Source organism: Enterobacter sp. RHBSTW-00994 (assembly GCF_013782625.1).
Classification (GTDB): domain Bacteria; phylum Pseudomonadota; class Gammaproteobacteria; order Enterobacterales; family Enterobacteriaceae; genus Enterobacter.
Map to the genome: position 1 here is coordinate 3,894,814 of NZ_CP056199.1, position 24,297 is coordinate 3,919,110.

Annotated in this window: 21 protein-coding genes and 1 tRNA gene; 11 read left to right on the forward strand and 11 right to left on the reverse strand. The window is 51.8% G+C overall.

The window, feature by feature from the left end; genetic code table 11:
* The first annotated feature begins 124 nt into the window (after positions 1 to 124).
* The 4 genes from mutY to HV346_RS18620 all read left to right on the forward strand — a co-directional run bounded on the left by mutY (position 125) and on the right by HV346_RS18620 (position 4,127).
* The gene (gene mutY, locus HV346_RS18605) at positions 125 to 1,177 is read left to right on the forward strand and encodes an A/G-specific adenine glycosylase (protein WP_181620719.1); all 1,053 of its coding nucleotides are present in this window, start codon (positions 125 to 127) and stop codon (positions 1,175 to 1,177) included.
* Positions 1,178 to 1,203: 26 nt separating this feature from the next.
* Positions 1,204 to 1,476 (forward strand): oxidative damage protection protein, encoded by a 273-nt coding sequence (locus HV346_RS18610; RefSeq protein WP_181620720.1) that lies wholly within the window; start codon positions 1,204 to 1,206, stop codon positions 1,474 to 1,476.
* 52 nt (positions 1,477 to 1,528) lie between these two features.
* The gene (gene mltC / locus HV346_RS18615; RefSeq protein ID WP_181623829.1) at positions 1,529 to 2,608 is read left to right on the forward strand and encodes a membrane-bound lytic murein transglycosylase MltC; all 1,080 of its coding nucleotides are present in this window, start codon (positions 1,529 to 1,531) and stop codon (positions 2,606 to 2,608) included.
* A gap of 262 nt (positions 2,609 to 2,870) precedes the next feature.
* Entirely contained in the window at positions 2,871 to 4,127 is a 1,257-nt protein-coding gene (locus HV346_RS18620; protein ID WP_181620721.1) for a nucleoside permease, read from the forward strand.
* Positions 4,128 to 4,149: 22 nt separating this feature from the next.
* Here HV346_RS18620 and citG read toward each other — a convergent pair whose 3' ends face one another.
* The 8 genes from citG to HV346_RS18660 are packed head-to-tail and all read right to left on the reverse strand — an operon-like array spanning position 4,150 to position 11,473.
* Entirely contained in the window at positions 4,150 to 4,959 is an 810-nt protein-coding gene (gene citG / locus HV346_RS18625) for a triphosphoribosyl-dephospho-CoA synthase CitG (protein ID WP_181620722.1), read from the reverse strand.
* On the reverse strand, positions 4,937 to 5,476 hold the full coding sequence (gene citX / locus HV346_RS18630) for a citrate lyase holo-[acyl-carrier protein] synthase (RefSeq protein WP_181620723.1): 540 nt from the start codon (positions 5,474 to 5,476) through the stop codon (positions 4,937 to 4,939). Before citX ends, citG begins: the two co-directional genes overlap by 23 nt.
* Positions 5,477 to 5,481: 5 nt before the next feature.
* The gene (citF, locus tag HV346_RS18635; protein ID WP_181620724.1) at positions 5,482 to 6,999 is read right to left on the reverse strand and encodes a citrate lyase subunit alpha; all 1,518 of its coding nucleotides are present in this window, start codon (positions 6,997 to 6,999) and stop codon (positions 5,482 to 5,484) included.
* Between the two features lie 10 nt (positions 7,000 to 7,009).
* Positions 7,010 to 7,885: a citrate (pro-3S)-lyase subunit beta gene (gene citE, locus HV346_RS18640; protein ID WP_181620725.1), complete on the reverse strand. Its 876-nt coding sequence runs from the start codon at positions 7,883 to 7,885 to the stop codon at positions 7,010 to 7,012.
* Complete coding sequence (gene citD / locus HV346_RS18645) at positions 7,882 to 8,175, reverse strand: citrate lyase acyl carrier protein (RefSeq protein ID WP_181620726.1); 294 nt, start codon at positions 8,173 to 8,175, stop codon at positions 7,882 to 7,884. Before citD ends, citE begins: the two co-directional genes overlap by 4 nt.
* A 16-nt stretch (positions 8,176 to 8,191) precedes the next feature.
* Positions 8,192 to 9,217 (reverse strand): [citrate (pro-3S)-lyase] ligase, encoded by a 1,026-nt coding sequence (citC, locus tag HV346_RS18650; protein ID WP_181620727.1) that lies wholly within the window; start codon positions 9,215 to 9,217, stop codon positions 8,192 to 8,194.
* 13 nt (positions 9,218 to 9,230) lie between these two features.
* A complete protein-coding gene (locus HV346_RS18655; RefSeq protein ID WP_181620728.1) occupies positions 9,231 to 10,094 on the reverse strand; it encodes a fumarylacetoacetate hydrolase family protein in 864 nt (287 codons plus the stop codon).
* Between the two features lie 17 nt (positions 10,095 to 10,111).
* Positions 10,112 to 11,473, reverse strand: coding sequence for a 2-hydroxycarboxylate transporter family protein (locus tag HV346_RS18660; RefSeq protein ID WP_181620729.1), 1,362 nt, complete (start codon positions 11,471 to 11,473; stop codon positions 10,112 to 10,114).
* A gap of 345 nt (positions 11,474 to 11,818) precedes the next feature.
* Between HV346_RS18660 and HV346_RS18665 the strand changes: the two genes are divergently transcribed.
* Together HV346_RS18665 and HV346_RS18670 are read left to right on the forward strand one after the other, a co-directional pair.
* On the forward strand, positions 11,819 to 13,456 hold the full coding sequence (locus HV346_RS18665) for a sensor histidine kinase (protein WP_181620730.1): 1,638 nt from the start codon (positions 11,819 to 11,821) through the stop codon (positions 13,454 to 13,456).
* Positions 13,446 to 14,138, forward strand: a complete 693-nt coding sequence (locus tag HV346_RS18670) for a response regulator (RefSeq protein ID WP_181620731.1) — start codon at positions 13,446 to 13,448, stop codon at positions 14,136 to 14,138. The genes HV346_RS18665 and HV346_RS18670 overlap by 11 nt, the downstream gene beginning before the upstream one ends.
* 48 nt (positions 14,139 to 14,186) lie before the next feature.
* Here HV346_RS18670 and HV346_RS18675 read toward each other — a convergent pair whose 3' ends face one another.
* Positions 14,187 to 16,322, reverse strand: coding sequence for an ornithine decarboxylase (locus tag HV346_RS18675; RefSeq protein ID WP_181620732.1), 2,136 nt, complete (start codon positions 16,320 to 16,322; stop codon positions 14,187 to 14,189).
* 402 nt (positions 16,323 to 16,724) lie between these two features.
* On the opposite strand from HV346_RS18675, the gene HV346_RS18680 reads away from it, so the two are divergent.
* Together HV346_RS18680 and HV346_RS18685 are read left to right on the forward strand one after the other, a co-directional pair.
* Positions 16,725 to 17,438, forward strand: a complete 714-nt coding sequence (locus HV346_RS18680; RefSeq protein WP_181620733.1) for a DUF554 domain-containing protein — start codon at positions 16,725 to 16,727, stop codon at positions 17,436 to 17,438.
* A 95-nt stretch (positions 17,439 to 17,533) separates the two neighbouring features.
* Positions 17,534 to 17,609 (forward strand) — tRNA-Phe (locus HV346_RS18685).
* Positions 17,610 to 17,885: 276 nt separating this feature from the next.
* Here HV346_RS18685 and HV346_RS18690 read toward each other — a convergent pair.
* Both HV346_RS18690 and HV346_RS18695 read right to left on the reverse strand, forming a co-directional pair.
* Positions 17,886 to 18,839: a site-specific integrase gene (locus HV346_RS18690; RefSeq protein WP_181620734.1), complete on the reverse strand. Its 954-nt coding sequence runs from the start codon at positions 18,837 to 18,839 to the stop codon at positions 17,886 to 17,888.
* A gap of 40 nt (positions 18,840 to 18,879) precedes the next feature.
* The gene (locus HV346_RS18695; protein ID WP_249415153.1) at positions 18,880 to 20,349 is read right to left on the reverse strand and encodes a TraI domain-containing protein; all 1,470 of its coding nucleotides are present in this window, start codon (positions 20,347 to 20,349) and stop codon (positions 18,880 to 18,882) included.
* A 1,003-nt stretch (positions 20,350 to 21,352) separates the two neighbouring features.
* On the opposite strand from HV346_RS18695, the gene HV346_RS18700 reads away from it, so the two are divergent.
* From HV346_RS18700 to HV346_RS18710, 3 genes are all read left to right on the forward strand, one after another.
* Positions 21,353 to 22,369, forward strand: coding sequence for a hypothetical protein (locus HV346_RS18700; protein ID WP_181620736.1), 1,017 nt, complete (start codon positions 21,353 to 21,355; stop codon positions 22,367 to 22,369).
* Positions 22,370 to 22,477: 108 nt separating this feature from the next.
* Positions 22,478 to 23,674 (forward strand): conjugal transfer protein TraF, encoded by a 1,197-nt coding sequence (locus HV346_RS18705; protein WP_249415154.1) that lies wholly within the window; start codon positions 22,478 to 22,480, stop codon positions 23,672 to 23,674.
* 57 nt (positions 23,675 to 23,731) lie between these two features.
* Positions 23,732 to 24,277 (forward strand): hypothetical protein, encoded by a 546-nt coding sequence (locus HV346_RS18710; protein WP_181620738.1) that lies wholly within the window; start codon positions 23,732 to 23,734, stop codon positions 24,275 to 24,277.
* Positions 24,278 to 24,297 lie beyond the last annotated feature (20 nt).

Here is a 24,297-nt window from a genome sequence, read left to right on the forward strand (position 1 = left end):
GAATGTTCGGGAAACGGGCATTATCCAAAGTTAAGGCGTCTATGCAAGCATGGGAAAGATCCGGTTTACAGTCGCAAGGCGCTGTGCTGCAATCTGCGTCCCTGATAATGCGAATCTAAAGACCATGCAAGCCACTCAATTTTCAGCCCAGGTGCTGGACTGGTACGATAAATACGGGCGTAAAACCCTGCCCTGGCAAATTGAAAAAACGCCTTATAAAGTATGGCTCTCTGAAGTGATGTTGCAACAAACGCAAGTCGCTACGGTGATCCCTTACTTTGAGCGCTTTATGGCACGTTTCCCGACGGTGGTCGATCTCGCCCATGCACCTTTAGATGAAGTGCTGCATCTGTGGACCGGCCTGGGTTACTACGCCCGCGCCCGTAATCTTCACAAAGCCGCACAGCAAGTTGTGACCCGCCACAACGGAAAATTCCCCGAAACCTTCGACGAGGTGGCGGATTTGCCCGGCGTTGGTCGCTCAACCGCAGGAGCTATTCTCTCTCTTTCACTGGGCAAACATTTCCCGATCCTCGACGGTAACGTCAAGCGCGTCCTGGCTCGCTGCTACGCCGTGGGCGGCTGGCCGGGTAAAAAAGAGGTGGAAAAAAGACTGTGGGAGATCAGTGAAGATGTGACCCCAGCCAAAGGCGTTGAGCGCTTTAATCAGGCGATGATGGATCTTGGCGCCATGGTCTGTACGCGCTCAAAACCCAAATGCGAACTCTGCCCGGTCAATAACCTTTGTGTGGCTTACGCTAACCAGTCCTGGGCACACTATCCGGGTAAAAAACCTAAACAAACGCTCCCCGAACGAACAGGCTTTATGCTGCTGATGCAGCATGGTAACGACGTCTTTCTCGCCCAGCGCCCCCCCAGTGGTCTGTGGGGAGGATTGTACTGTTTCCCACAGTTTGAAAATGAAGACGACCTCAGGGCATGGCTGGCGCAGCGACAGATAAACGTCGATACTCTGACCCAGCTCACGGCGTTTCGTCACACCTTCAGCCATTTCCATCTGGATATTGTGCCTATGTGGCTTACCGTGTCCTCAGTGGGTTCCTGCATGGATGAAGGCGCGGCTCTCTGGTATAACTTAGCGCAACCCCCGTCTGTCGGGCTGGCAGCTCCCGTCGAGCGCCTGTTACAGCAATTACGTGCCGGTGCAATGGTTTAGCATCGGTAAGAAAAAGAGGAATGAGTATGGCCAGAACCATTTTTTGCACCTTCCTGCAGCGTGACGCTGAAGGCCAGGATTTCCAGCTCTATCCGGGTGACCTGGGTAAGCGCATCTATAATGAGATCTCCAAAGAAGCCTGGGCACAGTGGCAGAAAAAACAAACGATGCTGATTAACGAGAAAAAACTCAGCATGATGAACCCGGAGCATCGCAAACTGCTGGAGCAGGAGATGGTCAATTTCCTGTTTGAAGGTAAAGATGTGCACATTGAAGGCTACACGCCTCCCGCAAAATAAATGAAGGGCCGTACGGCCCTTTTACATAAACACAACACGCACTTCCGGAATGATGAAAAAATTTTTAGCGCTAGCCCTTGTTGCGCCGTTGCTTGTTTCTTGTTCCTCTAAAAATAAAGGCGATAGCTATAACGAAGCCTGGGTAAAGGACACCAACGGTTTTGACATTTTGATGGGGCAATTCGCCCATAACATCGAAAATATTTGGGGATTTAACGAAGTTCTTATTGCCGGACCTAAGGACTACGTTAAGTACACCGATGCCTACCAGACACGTAGCCACATTAACTTTGATGATGGCACGATCACCGTTGAGACGATTGCAGGTACAGAGCCTGCGGCGCGTTTACGTCAGGCGATCGTGAAAACCCTGCTGATGGGCGATGACCCTGGTTCTATAGACCTCTATTCCGATGCTGATGACATCACCATATCCAAAGAGCCGTTCCTCTACGGGCAGGTTGTTGATCAGACCGGGCAAGCCATCCGCTGGGAAGGCCGCGCCAACAAATTTGCCGACTACCTGCTGCAAACGCGTCTCAAGAGCCGCAGCAACGGTCTGCGTATTATCTACAGCGTCACCATCAACCTCGTGCCAAACCACCTCGACAAACGTGCGCATAAATACGTCGGTATGGTGCGTCAAGCCTCGCGTAAATATGGTGTGGATGAGTCTCTGATCCTGGCCATCATGCAGACTGAATCGTCATTCAACCCGTATGCCGTCAGCCGTTCCGATGCACTGGGATTGATGCAGGTTGTCCAGCACAGCGCCGGTAAAGATGTTTTCCGTGCTCAGGGTAAATCAGGAACGCCAAGCCGTAACTTCCTGTTTGACCCGGCCAGCAACATCGATACGGGTACAGCCTATTTGGCCATGCTGAACAACGTTTACCTGAGCGGTATTGATAACCCAACATCACGTCGCTATGCCGTCATCACCGCCTATAACGGTGGGGCAGGCAGCGTACTGCGCGTGTTCTCCAGCGACAAAGTTCAGGCCGCTAACATCATCAACAGCATGGCGCCAGGGGATGTATATTCAACACTGACCTCCCGTCATCCGTCAGCGGAGTCCCGCCGTTACCTTTACAAGGTGAATACGGCGCAGAAAAACTACCGCCGCCGATGATCAACTCACTCTCTCCCACAAGGAGAGAGTGTTCTGCTTCCCCTCTCCCTGTGGGAGAGGGTCAGGGCATCAGGCTGCACCCAACACCCAGCCATACGAAAATGTTATTTGCATCACAATCCAATCTGCAAATTAATGTGGATTGCATTTTTTTGCGGGAGGTAACAAAACATAACGTTGCCTGCTGATAGAATTGCATCAAATTCCAACCCTGAATGTTCCAATAACAACATATCTCCCGCTCAATTGTGAGGAAAGTAACATGAACCTTAAGCTGCAGCTTAAAATATTGTCGTTTCTGCAGTTCTGCCTGTGGGGGAGCTGGTTAACAACGCTCGGCTCCTACATGTTTGTGACGCTCAAGTTCGATGGTGCGTCTATCGGTGCAGTTTATAGCTCGCTGGGTATTGCAGCGGTCTTCATGCCAACGCTGTTGGGGATCGTGGCGGATAAATGGATAAGCGCAAAATGGGTCTACGCGCTTTGTCATCTGGTGGGGGCTGGTACGCTATTTATGGCGGCTAGCGTCACAACGCCGGGTGAAATGTTTATTGTTATCCTGCTTAACTCGCTGGCCTATATGCCAACGCTGGGCTTGATCAATACCATCTCCTACTACCGCATTAAATCTGCCGGGATGGATATCGTTACTGATTTCCCGCCAATCCGTATCTGGGGCACTATCGGCTTTATCATGGCAATGTGGGGAGTAAGCTTCGCAGGCTTTGAACTGAGCCATATGCAGCTCTACATTGGTGCAGCGCTCTCGGTTGTGCTGGCCCTGTTTACCCTGACGTTGCCACACATTCCAGTGTCGAATCAGCAGAAAAATCAAAGCTGGAGCACCATGCTCGGTCTGGATGCGTTTGCTTTGTTCAAAAACAAACGTATGGCGATCTTCTTTATCTTCTCCATGCTGCTGGGAGCTGAACTGCAAATCACCAATATGTTCGGGAATACCTTCCTGCACAGCTTCGATAACAACCCGCTGTTCTCCGGCAGCTTTATCGTTGAACACGCATCCGTCATGATGTCCATCTCTCAGATTTCTGAGACCCTGTTCATCCTGACCATCCCGTTCTTCCTGAGCCGTTACGGCATTAAGAACGTGATGCTTATCAGTATTTTCGCGTGGATGCTGCGTTTCGGTCTGTTCGCCTACGGCGACCCAACCCCATTCGGCACAGTGCTGCTGGTTCTGTCGATGATTGTTTACGGCTGCGCCTTCGACTTCTTCAACATCTCGGGTTCCGTGTTTGTGGAAAAAGAAGTGAAGCCTGAAATTCGCGCCAGTGCACAGGGTATGTTCCTGATGATGACCAACGGCTTCGGCTGTATTCTGGGTGGCGTCGTGAGCGGTAAAGTGGTTGAAATGTACACCACCAACGGCATCACAGACTGGCAGCCAGTGTGGCTTATCTTCGCGGCTTACTCGCTGGTTCTGGCCTTCGCATTCGTGGCCTTGTTCAAATACAAACACGTTCGTGTTCCGGCGGGTGCTCAGCCTGTCGCGCACTAACTCCTCATTATCCCCTCTCCTTTCAGGAGAGGGGTAATTCTGCCAATACCCATCCTACCGACAGCAAATCCGCACTGCCCCCGGGACTTAAATTACGCGCCATCAGCGCCCTGTCCATTTCAGCCAGCGCTTCCCAATCCCAGCCGTTTGACAGCAATCGTTGCGCATAATCCTGCACATAGCGCAGCCCGGCGATCCCACCGCGCGACACCAGATTACTGTCCCGGTTAACCGCCATCAGACGTAACAGCAGGTCGTGAAGCTGACGACCGTTCCAGCTCTCCATCGCGTGACGCACCGTCGCAAAGCCATTTTCTGCCTCGCCGCGCGCACCTGTTAAACCATACTGCTGAAACTGCCGCTCCCCGGCAGTCGCCATGCCGCTACGTCCTGCAAGTTCACGCGCCACAAGCCCCCGACACATGTTGCTCACTTCACAACACAACGTCTGCGCGCTCACATTTTTCACCCGTCCGGCAGCAAAACAGAGCAACCCCAGCGCAAAAATCCCGCCTTTATGGGTGTTCACGCCTCCGGTTGCGCCATACATAGCTTGCTCGCAGGCCATCCCTACAGGGCGGAGCAATCGCAGTTGTTCCGCCACCGGTTTATCTGCATGTTCCTCCCCAAGATCCGAAAACCGGCTAAACCACGGGGAAATTGCCGCAATACTCCGGGCAAACATCGCATGATCCATATCGCGGTGAGAACCGTTGTTAAGCCTGTCGACCAGTCCTGGTTTTGGCGTCAGTTCCAGCTCCAGCCATAGTGCTTCTTCGGCCAGTCGCGGCACATCTGTTGAGCGTATTTTAGTCGCGAGCAAACCAGTCATCGATCATCTTCTCCACCTGGGCGACAACCTGCTCAACGGGGTGATTCCGCGAGCGGGAGCAGGCGTGTGCAGGTTCATCGCAAATCAGGCAACGACGCAAATGCGCCCCTAGAGACAGGCGGCCCACATGGCCGTTTTGCGGGCAGATCACATCTAAATCCCACAGTCTGCCAAGTGGATGTGTCTGTTCCAGATCCGCGCAATGAGCTTTCACTTCCGCCGCCGGATGTGCAACGCACCACAACGCCTCTGGCCCCGTCGGCAGCCACAGTACCTGACGGTCCAGCACCTGCCAGCGATTTTCCCACAATAGCTGGTCACACATTTGCAGCGCTACGCCCATGGTATTGCGATAGCGCAGGCTGTCTTTGATTTCACCCGGAGTGACCAGAGTGAGCGAGATAACGGGTTGTTGATAGTGCGTAAGCCAGTCAGCCTGGCGCGCCGCGCGGCTCTCTTTTGCAGCCAGTAGCGCCTCCAGGCTGACACCCGCACTGACGGGTGTCGCTGTTGTCATGAACGTTATTCCTTCACTTGTCTGACGGTATCAATCACGCTGCCATCACGGTAGCGGATCACTCCGACGATTTTGTCGGTAAATTCAATCGGTTTTGGCTCTCCGGTCAGCGAGATCGCTCGCGCAAACAGCACATCGATATCGACAACTTTCAGCCCCGCATCCACCAGACGCTCGCGGATTTCCGGGCGCGCCGGGTTCACCGCTATACCATGGTCAGTGACCAGAACATCAATGCTCTCCCCCGGCGTTAGACGCGTGGTGACACGCTTCACGACGGTGGGGATACGGCTACGCAGTAAAGGCGCGACCACGATGGTCAGGTTGGCGGCCGCAGCGACGTCGCAGTGCCCGCCGGATGCGCCGCGCATCACGCCGTCAGAGCCGGTAATCACGTTGACGTTAAAATCGACGTCAATTTCCAGCGCACTCAGGATCACCACATCAAGCTGATCGCAGCTCGCAGCCTTACTGCCTGGGTTGGCATAGACATTGGTAGAGATCTCAACGTGATTCGGATTACGCGCCAGAGAAGCCGCCGCCTGACCATCAAAACACTGAGTATCAAGCAGTTTTTCAATCAGCCCTTTTTCATGCAGATCGACCAGCCCCCCGGTAATGCCTCCCAGCGCAAAGCGAGCCTTCACACCGCTGCGTTCCATCTTCTCTTCCATGAAGCGGGTGCAGGCCGTTGCCGCTGCACCGGAGCCGGTTTGCATGGAGAAGCCCGGTTTGAAATAGCCGGAGTGTTCAATCACGTCTGCCGCATAACGGGCAATCATCAATTCGCGCGGGTTACTGGTGACACGCGCCGCACCAACGCTGATTTTTGCCGGGTCACCTACGCTCTCCACTTGTACGATAAAGTCCACCTGGTCCTGCACCAGGCTGGCAGGCATATTGGGGAACGGCACAAGCTCTTCGGTTAACAGCACCACTTTTCGGGCAAAATGGGCATCCACCATCGCATACCCCAGTGAGCCGCAGCAGGATTTACCGTGTGTACCGTTAGCATTGCCGAACTCATCGCTGCACGGCACGCCAAGAAATGCCACGTCAATTTTCAGTTCGCCATCCTGGAGAAGCTTCACGCGCCCACCGTGGGAGTGAATTTGCACAGGCTCATCCATCAGCCCGTGCGAAATGGCGTCCGCCAGTTTGCCGCGCATGCCAGAGGTGTAGATCCGCGTGATAACACCGCTCTGAATATGTTCGATCAGCGCATCATTGCAGGTCATCAGCGAGCTGGAAGCCAGCGTCAGGTTTTTGAACCCCATCTGCGCAAGCTTCGCCACCACGGAGTTGATCACCCGGTCACCTTCACGAAACGCATGGTGAAATGAAATGGTCATGCCATCCTGCAAACCACTGCGTACAACCGCCTGCTCAAGCGATTCACACAGCTTGCGGGTGTGTTTCTCTTCCAGATTATCCAGCCATGGCGTGGCGCTGTGGGCGGTGTCAAAGGGTTTTAAATCCCGCAGATGGGGAAAGTTCACATGGAGAAGTTCTGTCTGATTCATTGTGTCATCCTTAGCGACGCACGCCGGAGGCCGCCGCGCGTTCCAGCACCATCTGCGCGTGGTTAATAATCGGCGCGTCGACCATTTTGCCATTGAGCGATACCACGCCCAGGCCGTTACGTTCGCCCTCTTCTGCTGCTTCTATCACCCGTTTTGCGTGATCCACTTCCTGCTGGGTTGGCGCATAAGCATTGTGCAGCAAGTCGATCTGGCGCGGGTTAATCAGCGATTTGCCGTTAAAGCCCATCTTGCGGATCAGATCGACTTCACGCAGGAATCCGGCTTCGTCATTAACGTCTGACCACACCACGTCAAAGGCATCGATCCCGGCCGCGCGCGCCGCATGCAGCACGGCACAGCGGGCATAAAACAGCTCCGTGCCATCGCCACGTTCGGTTTGCATGTCCATGACGTAGTCAAACGCAGCAAGCGCGATACCAATCAATCGCGGAGAGCTACGGGCAATCGCCACGGCGTTAATGACCCCAATGGCGGATTCGATCGCCGCCATCACACGCGTGGACCCCACTTCGCGTCCGCACTCACGTTCGATGCGTTCCAGGTGACCTTCGAGCTCAAAGATATCGTCCGGAGTATCGGTTTTTGGCAAACGAATCACGTCAACGCCCGCTCGCACCGCCGCTTCCAGATCCAGCAAGCCAAACGGCGTGCTCAGCGGATTAATACGCACCACGGTTTCGATATCCTGATACATAGGGTGCTGCAACGCGTGGAAGACCAGCAGGCGGGCGGTATCTTTTTCACGCAGAGCCACGGCATCTTCAAGGTCGAACATGATGGAGTCAGGACGGTAGATAAAGGCTGTTGAGAGCATGGCGGCGTTTGCGCCGGGCAGAAACAGCATGCTGCGACGGAGTTTGTTCATTTCAGCGCCCTCCAGTCGATCGACTGTTCTTCTGCCGCACGGAGCACCGCGCTTTGCAGACGAGCGCGGATCACACAATCCAGCGCGCCTTTATCTTCAACGATGATTAATCCCTGGTGCACGTTCATGGCGCGTAATGTTTCATCCACCACCTGGCGGATCTGCTCGCCAAACTGCTTAATCACTTCACTGTGGATGACAATCTCCAGCTCGCCGTTAGCGGGGGCGATTTTCACCATCAGGTCGCTGGACTCCTGCGTTCCGGCCAGCGCCTCCCTTACAATTTTCATGATAAATTCCTGATAGTTATGCGACTTCCGCACGCGCACGGTAGTGCGTTTCAAGATGTGCGAAAGTGGACTCCGGGACAATCTCCCGGATCCGGGAAAACTGCTGTGTCTTGAGTAAACGGCGCACTTCCGACGCCGAAATGGCGTTTCCGGTCGCCTTCATGCGTGGCATTTCCACCACGTCAATGTGTGAGGAAAGCAGAGCGTGTAGCGTCTGGTTGTACTGACGGGTGATATCGCAAAACGGCTCCGAGCCGATAAAGCGATGGGTGATCCCAAGCGCTGGCGCGATGTAATCGCGAAATACCAGTACGTCGATCTCACTCCAGGCCTGCTGCACTTTTCCAGTTTCTTTCAGAAAATAGGCCGGGAACGTGGCGCGAGAGATGATGTACTGCGAGCCTTCATGTACGGTCACGTTCGACAGATGCGCCACGCCCGCACGCACCATGTCCAGACGCGCATGGAACGGGAAGAATGAGGCATCTTCGCGAACGACAAACAGATGAAGCGCATCACACTGCCCCGCTGCCTGCTCGACCAGATGACGGTGTCCGAGGGTGAAGGGATTGGCATTCATGACAATCGCGCCAATTTTCGCCCCGCACTTGCGCTTCGCCGCGAGCGAACGGCAGTAACGTTCGATTCCCTGAGGCGTGTTTTCCATCAGTACGGCGTTGTTCCCGCTCTGGGCAATTGGCCAGAAACCACTGCGGGCAAACCGCTCTTTGTTACAGGGACGAGTGCAGAGAAAAAGATGAAAATGCCCGCGCGCCAGCGCCGCATTTTCAACCTCTGCCAACAGGCGGGCGCTTAAGTTCACACCGCGAAGTTGTTCATCCACCGCCACACATTTGATAACGTTAGCCGCCAGCCCTGCGCAACCCACCAACTGTGTTCCGGACCAGGCTTCAACAAACAGCGTGATGTCGTTGTCCAGCCCCAGACCGCTATCCGCCAGCAGATAGCGGATCTGGCTTAAGCGTTCCGGGTGTTTCGTCACCTCGGTAAGACGAAAATCGATTGTGGGTTGCGAGTGCATACTGCCGCCTTACTTAGTGCGCTGCCGTCAGCGTGTTCGCTGGCGCTTCCATGATCACGTTGCTCAGATGACCGATATGCTCGATCTCCACCTCAATGCGATCGCCCTCTTTCATAAACAACGGTGGGTTACGCTTTTTACCCACGCCGCCAGGGGAGCCTGTGATGATCACATCACCAGGGCTTAAGCGGGTGAAGGTGCTGATGTATTCAATCAGCTCGGCAACCTTGTGGATCATGCTGCTGGTGTTGTCTTCCTGCACCATGCGACCATTCAGCCAGGTACGAATAGAAAGCTGATGCGGGTCGGGTATCTCATCGGCAGTCGCCATCCACGGACCAAACGCGCCGGTCTGCCGCCAGTTTTTACCCGCGGTGAACCAGGTGTGCTGCCAGTCGCGGGCTGAGCCATCCATGTAGCAGCTGTAACCCGCTACATGGCGCAGGGCGTCATCACGGCTGATGTTCTCGCCGCCTTTACCGATAATCACCGCCAGCTCACCTTCGTAGTCGAACTCACTTGAATGGCGCGGCTTCAATACCGGTTCGTTATGACCCGTCTGTGAATCCGGGAAACGAACAAACAGCGTTGGCGCCGGGTTATGCTGGTCAAACTCTTTGCGCTTGTCGGCGTAGTTCATGCCCACGCAAAGGATTTTCTCTGGCTGCTCAATCACCGGTAAGAAAGTGATGGCACTCATCGGCACATCAACTGCATCGTTAAGATAACGGGTAGCTTCTGCCAGCCCGTTGCCCTGCAACAGCGCTTTAAGGTCGCTGTAGCGGTCGCCCATGCGGCGGCCTAAATCAATCACACCTTCGGCCTCAACGATGCCGTAGCTGCGTTTACCCTGGTAACGAAAACTTGCGAGTTTCATGGTTCTTTCCTGAAAACTTAAACGAGGAAGTTGCCTAATATCAGCAGAGAGATAGAGACGTTAATCGCGCCGCCAATACGGGTTGCAATCTGGGCGAATGGCATCAGGCTCATACGGTTGCCTGCTGTCAGAATAGCCACATCCCCCGTCCCCCCCTGGCCACTCTGGCAACAGGAAACGATGGCGACATCAATGGGGTGCATGCCAATCTTTTTGCCCACGAAGAAGCCTGTTGCCACCAGTGCAGAGACGGTACTGACAATCACCAGCAGGTTGCTCACAGTGAAGGCATTCACCAGTTCCTGCCACGGAGTGATCGCCACGCCAACGGCAAACAGAATGGGGTAGGTCACTGAAGTCTGGAAGAATTTGTAAACCACCTGCGAACCTTCAAGCAGGCGTGGAGACGCGCCATTACAGAGTTTGACCAGTACAGCCATAAACAGCATGCCAACCGGTGCAGGCAGGCCAATCAGTTTGTGTCCCAGCATCCCCAGCATGTAGAGCAGCACAGCCAACAGCGCGCCGGAGGCAATGGTAGTCACGTCCGCCTTACCCGAGAATGCCGGTTGTGCGGTCGTGGTATCGGCGTTCGCACGGTTTGGCATCAGTTGACCTTCACCGGTCAAATGCGGGTAGCGCTTGCCGAGCTGGTTCAGGCAGCCGGAGATAATGATGGCGGTCAGGCCACCGAGCATCACCATTGGCAGGACACGGCCGAGCGCAACGCCCTGGTCCATATGCAACAATGTGGCATAACCAATAGAGAGCGGAATCGCACCTTCACCTACGCCGCCCGCCATAATCGGCAGAATGATAAAGAAGAAGATCTGGAATGGCTCAAGCCCCAGCGCCAGGCCAACCCCCATGCCCACAATCATGCCGACGATTTCGCCGCACAGCATCGGGAAGAAGATACGCAGGAAGCCCTGAATCAGCACGGTGCGGTTCATACTCATAATGCTGCCAACAATAATGCAGCAGATGTAGAGATAAAGAATGTTGGTGGACTTGTAGAACTTGGTGGTGGACTCCACCACCACATCCGGCAGTAGGCCATAGTAGACCATTGCTGATGGGATGAAGGTGGCGCAAATGGCCGCCGCGCCCAGTTTGCCGACAATCGGCAGTCGTTTACCAAACTCACCGCAGGCAAAGCCAAAAAACGCGAGCGTCGCGACCATCACGACAATATCGCTGGGCAATTTACCACCCAGACAATCAATCGCAATGAGTGCACCTGCTAACACAAACAGTGGCAGAGGAATGATCCCGACTTTCCAGGTATCCATAATGTGCCACCAACGCTCTTTGAGAGATGGCCGCTGAATATCAATCGGGTCGTGGGTAACAGAGAAAGAATCGTCAGTTGTGCTCATAATAAGCCCCTTGGTTATTTTGTACGTTCAGCTTAAAGTCACAAAGGCTTACTTTATGTGAGGAATGACATATTAAAACCGAAGTTTTAATGGCCACTATGGTTTTAATGGTTTCTTTTATTTAATGTGATTAACACCTTATTTATTGCTGTGGTTTTTATGGTTTCTTTTCCTAAATGAACAAACAAATAACATTTAGTAATTGGGTATAAAGGCGGTAACGCTTTCACATAAATCTTTTACAACCCTTGCTGTGCAAGGGATCACAAGTTTTTGGCAAACTCAGCGTCGACACTGAAAAAGATGATATATTGGCAACCTTTATTGATACCTTGCGTGATAGTTATGAAAGTATCTTTTCAAATCAAACTGTTTGTTTCGCTGATGGCTTTTTTCTCAGTGCTGTTTGCGTTATTGGGCGGATATTATTACGCCGAAGTCGGAAAGCAGCTATATCAGGAAATGAGCGGGCGAGCGAAAATACAAGCTGAGGAAATTGCAATTATTCCGACTTTACGCAATGAAGTTGAACAAAAAGATATCAAAGCCATCCATAACTTCATGCAGAAAATAGCAGAACGCAGCGATGCCAGTTTTATTGTGATTGGTGATAATAGAGGACAGCACCTGTTCCACTCCGTGTTTTCTGATCGGGTGGGGACAACGCTGGTCGGTGGCGACAATGCAGAGGTGTTGCAAGGCAAAAGCATTACAACGATCCGCAAGGGAGGGCTCGGTATTTCACTGCGCAGTAAAGCGCCCATTATCAACGATGCCGGTAAAGTGGTGGGCATTGTATCCGTGGGGTATCTCACGAGTTATCTCGATACCATCACCGTGAATAAAGTGGTCAATATCCTGATTGCCGCCGTGCTGTTGCTGATCGCACTCTTTATTTTCTCCTGGTTTTTCACCCGCAGTATTAAGAAGCAGATCTTCTCCCTTGAACCGCGAGAAATCGGCCTGCTGGTCCGCCAGCAAAAAGCGATGATGGAGTCCATTTATGAAGGGGTCATTGCGATCGACGATAACCTGCGGATTGAGGTGATCAACCAGGCAGCCAGAAAACTGTTGGGGCTTAGCCAGCCCGCACGCGAGTTACGCGGGCAGTTGATAAGCCAGGTTATCGCTCCTGTGCCCTTCTTTACGCTCCACACCATGCTGGAAAAAGACACCCACGATGAGATCTGTCATTTCAATGAACTGACGGTCATTGCCAGCCGTGTGCGGATCATGCTTGAAGATTCACTTCAGGGCTGGGTGATCACCTTCCGCGATCGCAACGAAATAGACTCCCTCAGTGCTCAACTGAGCCAGGTGAAGCGTTATGTCGACAACCTGCGCATTATGCGTCACGAGCAGCTTAATCGTATGACCACGCTTTCAGGTTTGCTGCATATGGGCCGTTATGATGAGGCAATTGGCTACATTCAGGCACAATCAGAACATGCACAAGAGCTGCTGGACTTTATCTCCTCGCGCTTCAGTTCACCCACGCTGTGTGGGCTACTGCTGGGTAAATCCGCACGCGCCAGGGAAAAAGGGGTCGAGTTGCGCTTTGACCCCGCCTGCCGGATGGACAAACCTTTTATTCCGCTGCCTGAAGCTGAGTTGATTTCGATTATCGGTAATTTGCTGGATAACGCGATTGAAGCGACCCAGCGCGCACCACTCCCGCATGAGCCTGTAGAGGTACTGATAAAGCTGAACGAACTCGAACTGATCATCGAAGTCGCTGACCAGGGCGTTGGCATTAAGCCGGAGATCCGTGAGCGAATATTTGAACGCGGCATCACGACGAAAACACGCGGCGATCATGGTATTGGTCTGTATTTGATCGAAAGCTATGTCACCCAGACTGGCGGCTCGATAGAAGTTGCCGATAACACGCCCCGTGGCGTTATTTTCTCTCTGTTTATCCCCGCCACAGGAACCGCCCGGCATCCCGCACAGGAACTGGAAGATACCGACTATGCAACATGAACTTATCGACGTATTGATTGTTGAAGACGAGAACGAGCTGGCGCAACTTCACGCTGAACTTATCAGTAAACACCCGCGCCTGAGGCTGGTAGGTATAGCATCATCGCTGGCTGATGCTCATATTCAGCTAGAAAGCAAACACCCGCAGCTCATGCTGTTAGACAACTACCTGCCCGATGGCAAGGGGATTACGCTTATCAGTAATCCCCTGCTGGCGCGCGCAAACTGCTCGGTCATTTTTATTACCGCAGCCAGTGATATGGACACCTGTAGCCAGGCAATTCGCAACGGCGCATTTGACTACATCCTGAAACCCGTCTCCTGGAAACGACTCAGCCAGTCGCTTGAGCGCTTTGTGCAATTTGCAGAGCAGCAACGCGTATGGAAAATTGTTGATCAGCAAAACGTGGACTCGTTGTATCAGCTACAGGCGAAAAACTACCGCCTGGATAATGGCAGTAAGGGGATCGAAGAGAACACGTTGTCACTGGTACAGGCACTGTTCAATGAAAAGTCGGCCCATTGCTTTTCAGTCGACGAAGTGGTCAGCGAGACGGGATTGAGCAAAACCACGACACGCCGCTACCTGGAACATTGCGTGGAGGCGGGTTTTTTGAGCGTAGAGATGTTGTACGGGAAGATTGGGCATCCGCGAAGAATGTATAAGCGCAATGCAGTTTGAGCCACTCACTTTAATCCTCTCCCCTTTGGGGAGAGGATTAAGCCGCACTTATTTCAACACGTACCCATACAGCCGCTTGATTCCATCTGCGTCTTTCTCGCTGTAAACGCCCTGAAGCTCCGGCGAGAAACCGGGCAGCAGGTTCACACCTTCCTCCAGCGCCAGGAAGTAACGCTGTACTGCACCACCCCACACTTCACCCGGTACAACACACAACACACCCGGCGGGTATGGCAGCGCACCTTCCGCAGCAATACGGCCTTCGGCATCCCGGATGCGCACCAGCTCGACATTTCCGCGAATGTATTCCTGATTGGCATCCTGAGGATTCATCACCACTGCCGGCAGACTCTCCTTACGGAACATCGCTTTTTGCAGATCCTTCACGTTAAAGCTGACGTACAGGTCGTGCATCTCCTGGCACAGTTCACGCAACGTGTAATCGCGGTAACGCACCGGGTATTTCTGGTAAATGGTTGGTAGCACGTCAGCAAGCGGCGTGTCATCCTCAATATGCTGTTCGAACTGACCGAGCATAGCCACGAGCTGCGCCAGCTTCTCGGCACTTTCAGCAGGCGTCAGCAGGAAGAGGATCGAATTGAGGTCGCACTTCTCCGGCACGATGCCGTTTTCACGCAGGTAGTGCGCGAGAATGGTCGCCGGAATGCCGAACCCGGTATATTCGCCCGTTTCAGCATCAATACCTGGCGTGGTGAGCAACAGCTTGCAGGGATCCACAAAGTACTGCTCGCTCGCATACCCCTCAAACCCGTGCCATTTCGCACCCGGTTCAAAACTGAAGAAACGGCGCTCGCTGGCGATGGTACGGGTCGCGTGATCCTGCCACGGACGTCCGGCAACCACTGGCGGGATAAAAGGCTTGATCATGTGGCAGTTCGCAATGATCGCCTTGCGCGCTTCAATCCCCAGCTCCACACATTCTGCCCAGAGCCTGCGCCCACTTTCGCCTTCATGGATTTTGGCATTCACATCCAGCGCGGCAAACAGTGGGTAGAACGGGCTCGTTGAGGCATGCAGCATGAACGCGTTGTTGAGCCGTTTATGTGGACAAAAGCGCGCCTGACCACGGATATGGTTATCTTTCTTGTGAATTTGCGAGGTTTGCGAGAACCCGGCCTGCTGCTTATGCACCGATTGCGTCACAAAAATGCCCGGATCGTTCTCGTTCAGTTCCAGCAACAGCGGCGAACTGTCTGCCATCATCGGAATAAACTGCTCATATCCCACCCAGGCGGAGTCAAACAGAATGTAGTCGCAGAGATGACCAATCTTATCGATGACCTGGCGGGCGTTGTAGATCGTACCATCGTAGGTTCCAAGCTGGATCACCGCCAGACGGAACGGGCGTGCATCATTGGCTTTTTCAGGAGCGACTTCGCGGATCAGCCTGCGGAGATAGGCATCATCAAAGCAATGCTCATCAATACCGCCAATAAAGCCAAACGGGTTTCTTGCTGCTTCGAGATAGACCGGTGTAGCCCCGGCCTGAATCAACGCCCCGTGATGGTTCGATTTATGGTTATTACGATCAAAAAGCACCAGGTCGCCACGGGTTAACAAGGCGTTAGTGACAACCTTGTTTGCGGCGGATGTACCGTTAAGGACAAAGTAAGTTTTATCGGCGTTAAACACTTTTGCCGCAAACTTCTGCGCATGCTTGGCAGAGCCTTCGTGGATCAGCAGATCGCCAAGTTTCACATCGGCATTGCACATATCGGCACGAAAGACATTCTCACCAAAGAAATCATAGAACTGGCGTCCTGCCGGGTGCTTTTTAAAAAATGCACCGTGCTGATGACCAGGACAGGCAAAAGTACTGTTATCCATTGCCACATACTGGCTCAGGGTGTCAAAAAAAGGCGGCAGCAGATTCTCTTCGTAGTGACAAGCTGCGGATTCCAGTTCCAGGAACTCCTGGGCTTTGCCCGTAATGATTGCTGTGACCCCATCAGGGATCTCAACCTGCTCTTGTGAGAACATAAAAACAGGCAACTGAAAGCCCGTGCGTTTCAGTAACGCAAGGATGCCGCTACAACTCTCAGCGACCGTAATGACGACTGCCGCCACATCGGTAAAGTCTGTATTGTCCAGAGTCACCTTTTCGCGGTGCGTGGACAGCGTGGATACCAGCTCGCGGCTGACGGCAATTTTCATTGATTTCATAAGCGCAAATACCCGTTTCAGGGGAGAAAAAGCCCCGGACAGCGTTATCACGCTGCCCAACGAATGTGTCTGACCGGAACTCAGCTCCGACCGCCAGACATCAGTAAAATCAGAACGCGTCTGGTTTTACTGTTGTCCTGCAGCAAGCCTGCGTTACCCTCACCGCATGGTGGGACAGGAAGTGAAAATAGTGATACGGAATGGCATTCGCGCAGCGGTAAACAGCGTCATCATTGGGCGGCTCCGTATCTGAAGAGGAGAAAATTCGCGCAATCATGTCACCTTTTATTTTGAGGTGCAAGAAGGAATCATTATGCATTTAATGAGCGAATGTTACCCCCTTAAACCGCGATGCCGTGTCATAATAATGCAATATCAATGATTAAATAACAGGAGTTTACCGTGGTTATCGGGCCCTTTATTAATGCAGGTGCTGTACTATTGGGCGGCGTGCTCGGCGCAGTGTTAAGCCAGCGATTACCGGAACGTATTCGCTTATCCATGCCCTCTATTTTTGGTCTGGCTTCGTTAGGCATTGGTATTTTGTTGGTGATCAAGTGCGCTAACCTGCCAGTCATGGTGCTCGCCACGCTGCTTGGTGCACTGATTGGTGAGTTGTGTTATCTGGAAAAGGGCATCAACGGCGCGGTAAGCAAAGCCAAAAATATGATCTCCCGCCCTGGTAAGACGAAAAACGGTAGCCACGAATCATTTATTCAAAACTATGTCGCGATAATTATTCTTTTCTGTGCCAGTGGAACAGGGATTTTTGGCTCAATGCAGGAAGGCATGACGGGTGATCCAAGCATACTGATTGCTAAGGCATTTCTTGATTTCTTTACGGCAACTATTTTCGCCACAACACTTGGCATCGCCGTTGCCGCTATTTGCGTGCCGATGCTGTTGATCCAACTCGCGCTGGCCACCTGTGCGACACTCATCCTTCCGCTGACAACGCCCGCTATGATGGCAGACTTTACCGCCGTAGGCGGCCTGCTCCTGCTGGCAACAGGACTACGTATCTGCGGAATTAAGATGTTTGCGGTGGTCAACATGCTGCCTGCATTATTGATTGCAATGCCGCTTTCCGCGCTCTGGACGCACTTTTTCGCCTAAGATGGCAGCGAAGTGGCGAGAGAGTGTGCAGTCTGTAACGAAAACGACAAATTTCGTTGACGGCAGAGGGCGAATCGGTTTTAATGCGCCCCGTTGCCCGGATAGCTCAGTCGGTAGAGCAGGGGATTGAAAATCCCCGTGTCCTTGGTTCGATTCCGAGTCCGGGCACCACTTATTCAGAGCCTGTTCGTTAAGAGATGAGATCCTTAACGGGCAAGACAGTAGTCCCCAGACGGCATGATTATGGTACTTGCGTTACCGCATCAGTTGAACACGGGACTTAAATCCAGAGGATGTTTCAGCCATCCTCTGGATTTCTCTCGTCCAAAATTTACTTCACGAACGTATTTACCCTCAGATCTGCCCTGTGTCAATCTTTTGTAAAGCAAACATCCCTTTTTTTTCCATTTTTAATTTCATCAACTTAGATTTAACTTAAGATTAGTCTTATGCCGCATCCAGCTCCTCCAGCATGTCCCGGACCTTATCCAGGTCACTTTCAACATATTCCAGCGTGACCGCCGGTGTTGAATGACCCAGCAGGTCCTGTGCCATCTTCAGGTTACGATCCGGCAAACGCATCAGGTTAGTCGCGATGGTGTGTCGGAACCTGTGCGGACTGACTGTAAAACCGCATTCTCGTGAAAGTCGTCTGAAAAACGCACGCAACGGCGGATAATCCATGTTGCTACTGATTTCATTCTTCCGGCCATCAAAGCGAGAAAGATTAAACAACTGGTCCTGCATCTTCGCGCCACGCTCAAGGGAAAGGTTATAGAGCCTTTCAAGTCTGGGTCGTAGGTTTTCAGTAATCGGAACCCGGTGTTCCTTATGGTTCTTGGAACCCTCAGGCCGGAGATTAATCCATCGGTGCTCAAAATTTACATCCTCCAGGCGAATGTGCAGCAGCTGGTTCTGGCGCATTCCTGTTCTCCGCAATGCATCCAGTACCGTTAACCAGAACCATGCTGGCCGTAAGGCGCTTTTTCTTAACTCCATCATACCAACCCGTTCATCCTCTTCCCTCGCCTGCATGTGCAGATAAATTTTATTCATCTGTACATCAGTCAGTGTTTTTTTGCGTTTGACATCGGGCCGGGTAATTACCCCGTTGAAAGGATTTTCCCTCATCGTTACAAGCCCATTAACGATGGCGTGATTAAATATAGCGCGCATATGAGTCACTTTATTATTCCATGTCGTTCTGCTCAGTCCTTCCTCATGGATAATTTTTCGGCGCCACGTTAAAACCAGCGTTTTATCAACCTGCTCAGGTGAAATACCTTCACCGCTAAAGGAAATGAATGATCTGACTACCTTCCTGTAGCTCCACTCCGTAGCCGGGCGCAAAGATTTACTGAAAAAATAATCATCCAGCACTTGTTCAAATGCATTGTTCATATTCACCTCGTATATTGTTATTCTGACTTAAGCAATAGTATTAATTTCTTCGTGCAAGCCATAAACTGTCCGGTGGACAAGTTCCTTTTCTGTAAATAATGTCAGCGCTCAGCATGTATCCTGACATTTTGGTGTAACGACCGCTTTTGTCCGGCGTGTCGTATTTATGGTAATGCCAGAGACCTTTACCATTTCGTGAATAATGAACGTTCAGAGCTTCAAAGCTTTTTTGCAACTCCGATTTATCCAGTGACTCATTTGTATTCAGCGACAAATATTTAAAAAAACACTCAGGTGAAACAATGAATACAAACTGAGCCAGAATATGTGCAAAACTCTCGCCCTCATTGACACTAACCGTACCGTCAAGGATTGAGGATTTCAGCCAGTCCAGAAACTTTTCTCCTGGAGTGCCAGATTCCATCCCGACCAGCGGAGGCTCTTCAGAAGAAGTAGTTTCAACCTTCGCTTCAACAACAGGAGCACCTGAGCCCGACATCTGGTCAAGCACGCTAAGAAGTGCTGCGGTTGATACCGACTCATCCGGGACAGTTTCATCACCTGTTCGTTCATCGGATGACTGAGTATCATGATTATCAAATGCCGAAAGCAACGTAACCTGACCGGTAACATCCCTGGCAGCATAATCACCTGTCTGGTTAGTATCGTAACCTATTGATACATTGTTAATTGGCTCTGGAACCGGTGTTATATTTTTGTGACTGGACGTTTGATGCATATCGTCGTCTATTAAATTTGGGATATTGTTTGTTCTGGATTCTTCCTCCCCTTCCTCCCCTGTGGTGATCACCTTATCGCTTTCAGAGGGGCTTGCTGTACCAGAAACGGTTCCTGATTTATTGGCAACGCTGGCAAGCGCATCGCTGATGATGCTGTTGAGAATTCCAGACTGAGCTTTTTGTCCGCTGAGGTACAAAAATAGCGCACCTGAAATCGCCGGCCAGCGTTGAAGCCAGATAGCCGCAGCATCCGGGATGAGTTTACTGGCAATGTACATTCCGTTCATTGAAGCCGTTCTCCCCTGCCGGGGACGCACCCGCCAGTTTGCACCGGGTATTTCCATCCCCGGACACCAGGCTTTTCCGTTCGCCAGGCTCCCTTCAATCTGCGACAACCAGTCAAGATGATGAAAAAGCCCAGCCCAGAACACTGCGCATATCCAGGCAGGCCCCTGCTCTGCCTGCTCCTCAGGCGTCGCTCCCGGAGGTAACATCATACCGCGTACCAGCCTCACGGCACTTGCGGCCACGGATAAACTGAGGTCAGTAAAGCCCCCTGGAGTGGCGAACGGCCCCGCCCAGGCTGCCGGTACTTCCTGAACGCGAGCGGCCATTTGCTCTAAGGGTTTTAGCCAGAATTCGTCAAAGGCAGACTGTGACAGTGGGCAATTTTCCCGCAACATCCGGACGAACTTCTGTCGCTCAGCAGTTCCCAGTAACAACTGACCGGACAGTACGTTCCGGAACCCTCCCGCTTGCGCCGGCTGCACGGATGGCCTTACTGAATGTTCCGTTCCGACTGCCAGCCCAAGGCCTGTTAACCATTTCAGTCCTCGCATAACCACCCCATAACCAGATTCTGAATTGACGCTACGCTATGGAGACGGTTGTATTTTGCAAGTCAAAAGCCTTAGTTCCTGATTAAACAAAACGAACTTGCATTAATCCTTAAAGGCCGGTTCACAGTTTTCAGATGAAGAGAATTCATCAGCATGCTTCCTTAAGCGCCATCAGAAATCTGAGGGAAGCGACAGAAATGCAAAGATTAGTAGTCTCTGGAATTATCCTCTGCTGGGGTCTTGTGAGTTACGGGCTTATCGCTCTAATTACGGGGTATCGGGATGGGATGGTGTATCTCTGGGGGCTTGTTTTGATATCCCCTTTTTCTCTGAGAGTGGTGAACTGGATGCAGCGCAGACTCATCAACCAGCCCTGCATCCTGAGCTACCATAAGCGCAGCTCAAGGATATTCGTGCATCTGTCGCCAAACCAGCCAACCGTCAGTATTTCATCCGAACGTGTGGTCTGGTTCTGGAATGGAGTGCTAACCAGTATAGAGGACGCTCTCAGTGGTAGAGAAAACACCATCGTGATTGCCTCCCATCTCCTCACCTCTTATCGAATTAAACGTATCAGAAGGCATCTTCAGATTCAGGCCGGACATTACCGAAGCCATGTCATACATGTCCCCTTCACACCCGCTGCGCGTGCAGTTATGCAACTGGAAATTCTTCTTGCACAGTGGCGCTGGCGTGTACCGTCCAGAACGTTATGGCCCGTTCTTGTCATACGAAAAACTTTCAATCCGGAAAAATAATTTCCCCTGTTTTGATTTTTCACCTGTTGTCACACTGGCTACATCAATGTAGTCGATCTGAACGATCGATTTTCATCGTTATACATCCACTCTGGTGCGCGGTAACGTATCCACAGTGGATACAATAATTAATAACTTAAGTCGAATTAATGTATTAGCCAACACCGGGAAATTATATGAACCGTCTGAACGTCACCTCCATCCTTGCCAGTATCATCACTGAACGGGATGAAAATATGCAGCAGCTGGTAGCCCAGCTTTCGGACGGAAAGAAAACGTCTGGCAGCCCTATTGCAATACGTTTTAAACCAGCTGTCAGGGATTTCGTCACACTGGTATCAGGACGCCTGGGTATTTCATCAGCTGAACTGGTCAATATTCTCGTCGAGGGTATCATGCGCGAGACGCTTATCCCCCGACAGGCTGTGATCACACATATCCACGAACGGTTCTGGCTGCTGATGGATGAGCACCGCCTGTCGGTACTGGACGTGGCTCGCCTGCTCTCGGACTGGAATATCGGTCTGAGCGTTCTGGAAAGCCGTGAAAGAACGATGGATTACTTAACTGCACCTTTGCTGAAACAGCTATCTGACTGGTTCTGTGTAAGTACCAGATGGCTGGAAGGAAGTGATCCCCGGCCAGTGAACCTGACCGCTTTCAGCGAATGGATTCAGGTTGCCATGATAATTAAAAAAAGAATTCAGGAATATACATCTGACGACAACCTGACCCGTCCTGACATATTCCTGGTCAGAGAGAATCAATACACCTCAGGAGATATCAAAGACGAATCCGGACATGTTTTCATTTTTATTCGGCGCTATAAAACCGTTAATAACACAACAATTCGTGTAGTTGAATGTATCGGGCATTGTCCATCTTCAGGTGCTTATAAAACACAACTTAATTCATTCCTGAGCATGAGCAACATTCTCTTCAGGGCGCATATTCTCAACAGTTTCGACACATTTTATGCATCCGGTTATTTACTGGATGCGCTGAGAGAAGGAAAGATACTTCCGGCCGCTGCACTGTGGGAAATTCAGAAACTTCAACGAACAGAGTCAGGTAAGTTTTCTCAAAATATATGGACCGAAGAGGAAAGAGAACCTTTTCTTTTCCCTGAGGAATTTATAACACCAGAATGGAGTAAATTTGTTAGCCAAATAACAGCCCTCAATATTAAGTGAAATAACCAGTCAGACACATTGTTTTATTGGTGCGCCAGCGCCAGGGGATTTTTTTGCCTTAAACACCATAAACAACAAAGGATATAAATGATGAAAGCTTCAATTTCAATGATTACACGCTGCGTTTCCCTTGCTCTTCTGGTTTCCGCAGCGCCGTCGGTTAATGCTGCGACGAACTGGATGGAGGCACGCGGTGATGCTATGGGTGGCACCGGCGTGGCATCCGCGCACTACGGTACAGCTGCTCTGTCTAACCCTGCTCTGTTAACTATGTCCGGACCAACCGATGATTTCAGCCTGGTGCTGCCATCGGTGGGCGCCCAGGTCTCTGACCCGGATAAAACCGTGGATAAAGCGGATGATGTTAAGGACCTCTGGGATCGTTTCGACAGCGCCGTCGCTAATCAGTCCGGTGTCAGCGAAAGCGCCGCGGCACTCAAGAGTAAGCTTCAGGATTTGAAAAACACACATGCGAACGGCCAGGTCGGGGCTTCAGTTATTGCAACTGTGCCGAACCAGACACTACCGTTCGCCGTTGTTGTGAAATCATGGGGTACTGTCTCTGTCGATGGTAAGGTCAGCGATCACGACCTGGAATACCTCGACAAGGTCGCCGATGGCACAATCCCCCCTTCTGCAGTGGATACTGACTCACTTACGTCAAGAGCCTATGGCCGTGCAGCTGTGATCACCGATGTCGGCGTGGCCATGGCGCATGAGTTCGAAACTGCAGGACATGCCTGGTCCTTTGGTATCACACCAAAATACCAGCGCATTGACCTGTTTAACTACAACGTTACCGTGAGTAATTTTGACAAAAACGACATTGACTCCAGTGAGTACCGCAATACCAAAACCGGTTTTAACGCCGATGTCGGTCTGTCCACAAACCTGAACGATAACTGGACTCTCGGTCTGGCCGTACAAAATATCATCCCCCGCTCAATCGATACCAAAGAAGTCAATGGTGAAAAGGGAACGTTCAAGATTAAACCTCAGGCTACTGCCGGCGCCTCATGGCACAACAGCTTCATCACAACCGCGCTCGATGTCGACCTGACTGAAGCGAGTGGTTTCACCAGTGATAATAAGCGCCAGTTTGCAAGTCTGGGTGCCGAGATTAATGCCTGGAACTGGATGCAGGTGCGCGCGGGTTACCGCCAGAACATGGCTTCCGGAGAAGGCAATACTTTCACAGCCGGCCTGGGGTTCTCTCCATTTGATGTGGTTCACCTGGATATCACGGGTATCGCAGGCACTGATCGTACCTACGGGGCGGTTGCACAACTTCAATTCACTTTCTGATCCAGCAAAATGAAGGGGCTGTTTACTGACAGCCCTGGAAGTCCTCAGGAGAACACTATGAAAAAACGTATTCTTTGCTCAGGTATCTCTTTTGTACTTATGGCTCTTGCAGGGTGTAGCCAGAACCAGCTCAATCAGTTTCAGCGGCAACTGTCAGATGTCAGCACGATGATATCACCTGGTGAGCAGCATCCTTCTGACAAACAGGCTGAACGTAATGAGATTGCCCAGGCATTCAGCCTGCCAGTCGGCGTAGACACTGCTGCACTACGCCTGAAGCAGCATTATGGTTTTCCTTCTGATGAAGATGTTTCAGCCGCAAGAAACAATGGTCAGGGAAATGCTGGCTGGTCAGCATCGGCAATTTCAGAAGGTGCCAGTTGGTCAGCCCAACCTGGGTCTTATTATCGCATGAGCCGGAACTGGGCAGCTAATGATCGTCTGACAATAGAAGTCACAGGCGATGCTAAACGCAGCAACGTGACCGCAATTTATCGTTCCTCCAATCCGGAGCATCTTAAACCTGAATGGACCGCGCGCCTGTGGAAACAAATTCCGGAAGTCGCACGCGGTACGAAGGTTAGTCGGGAGGTCGGGCAATGAGCAAGTCACCTTCTCCACGG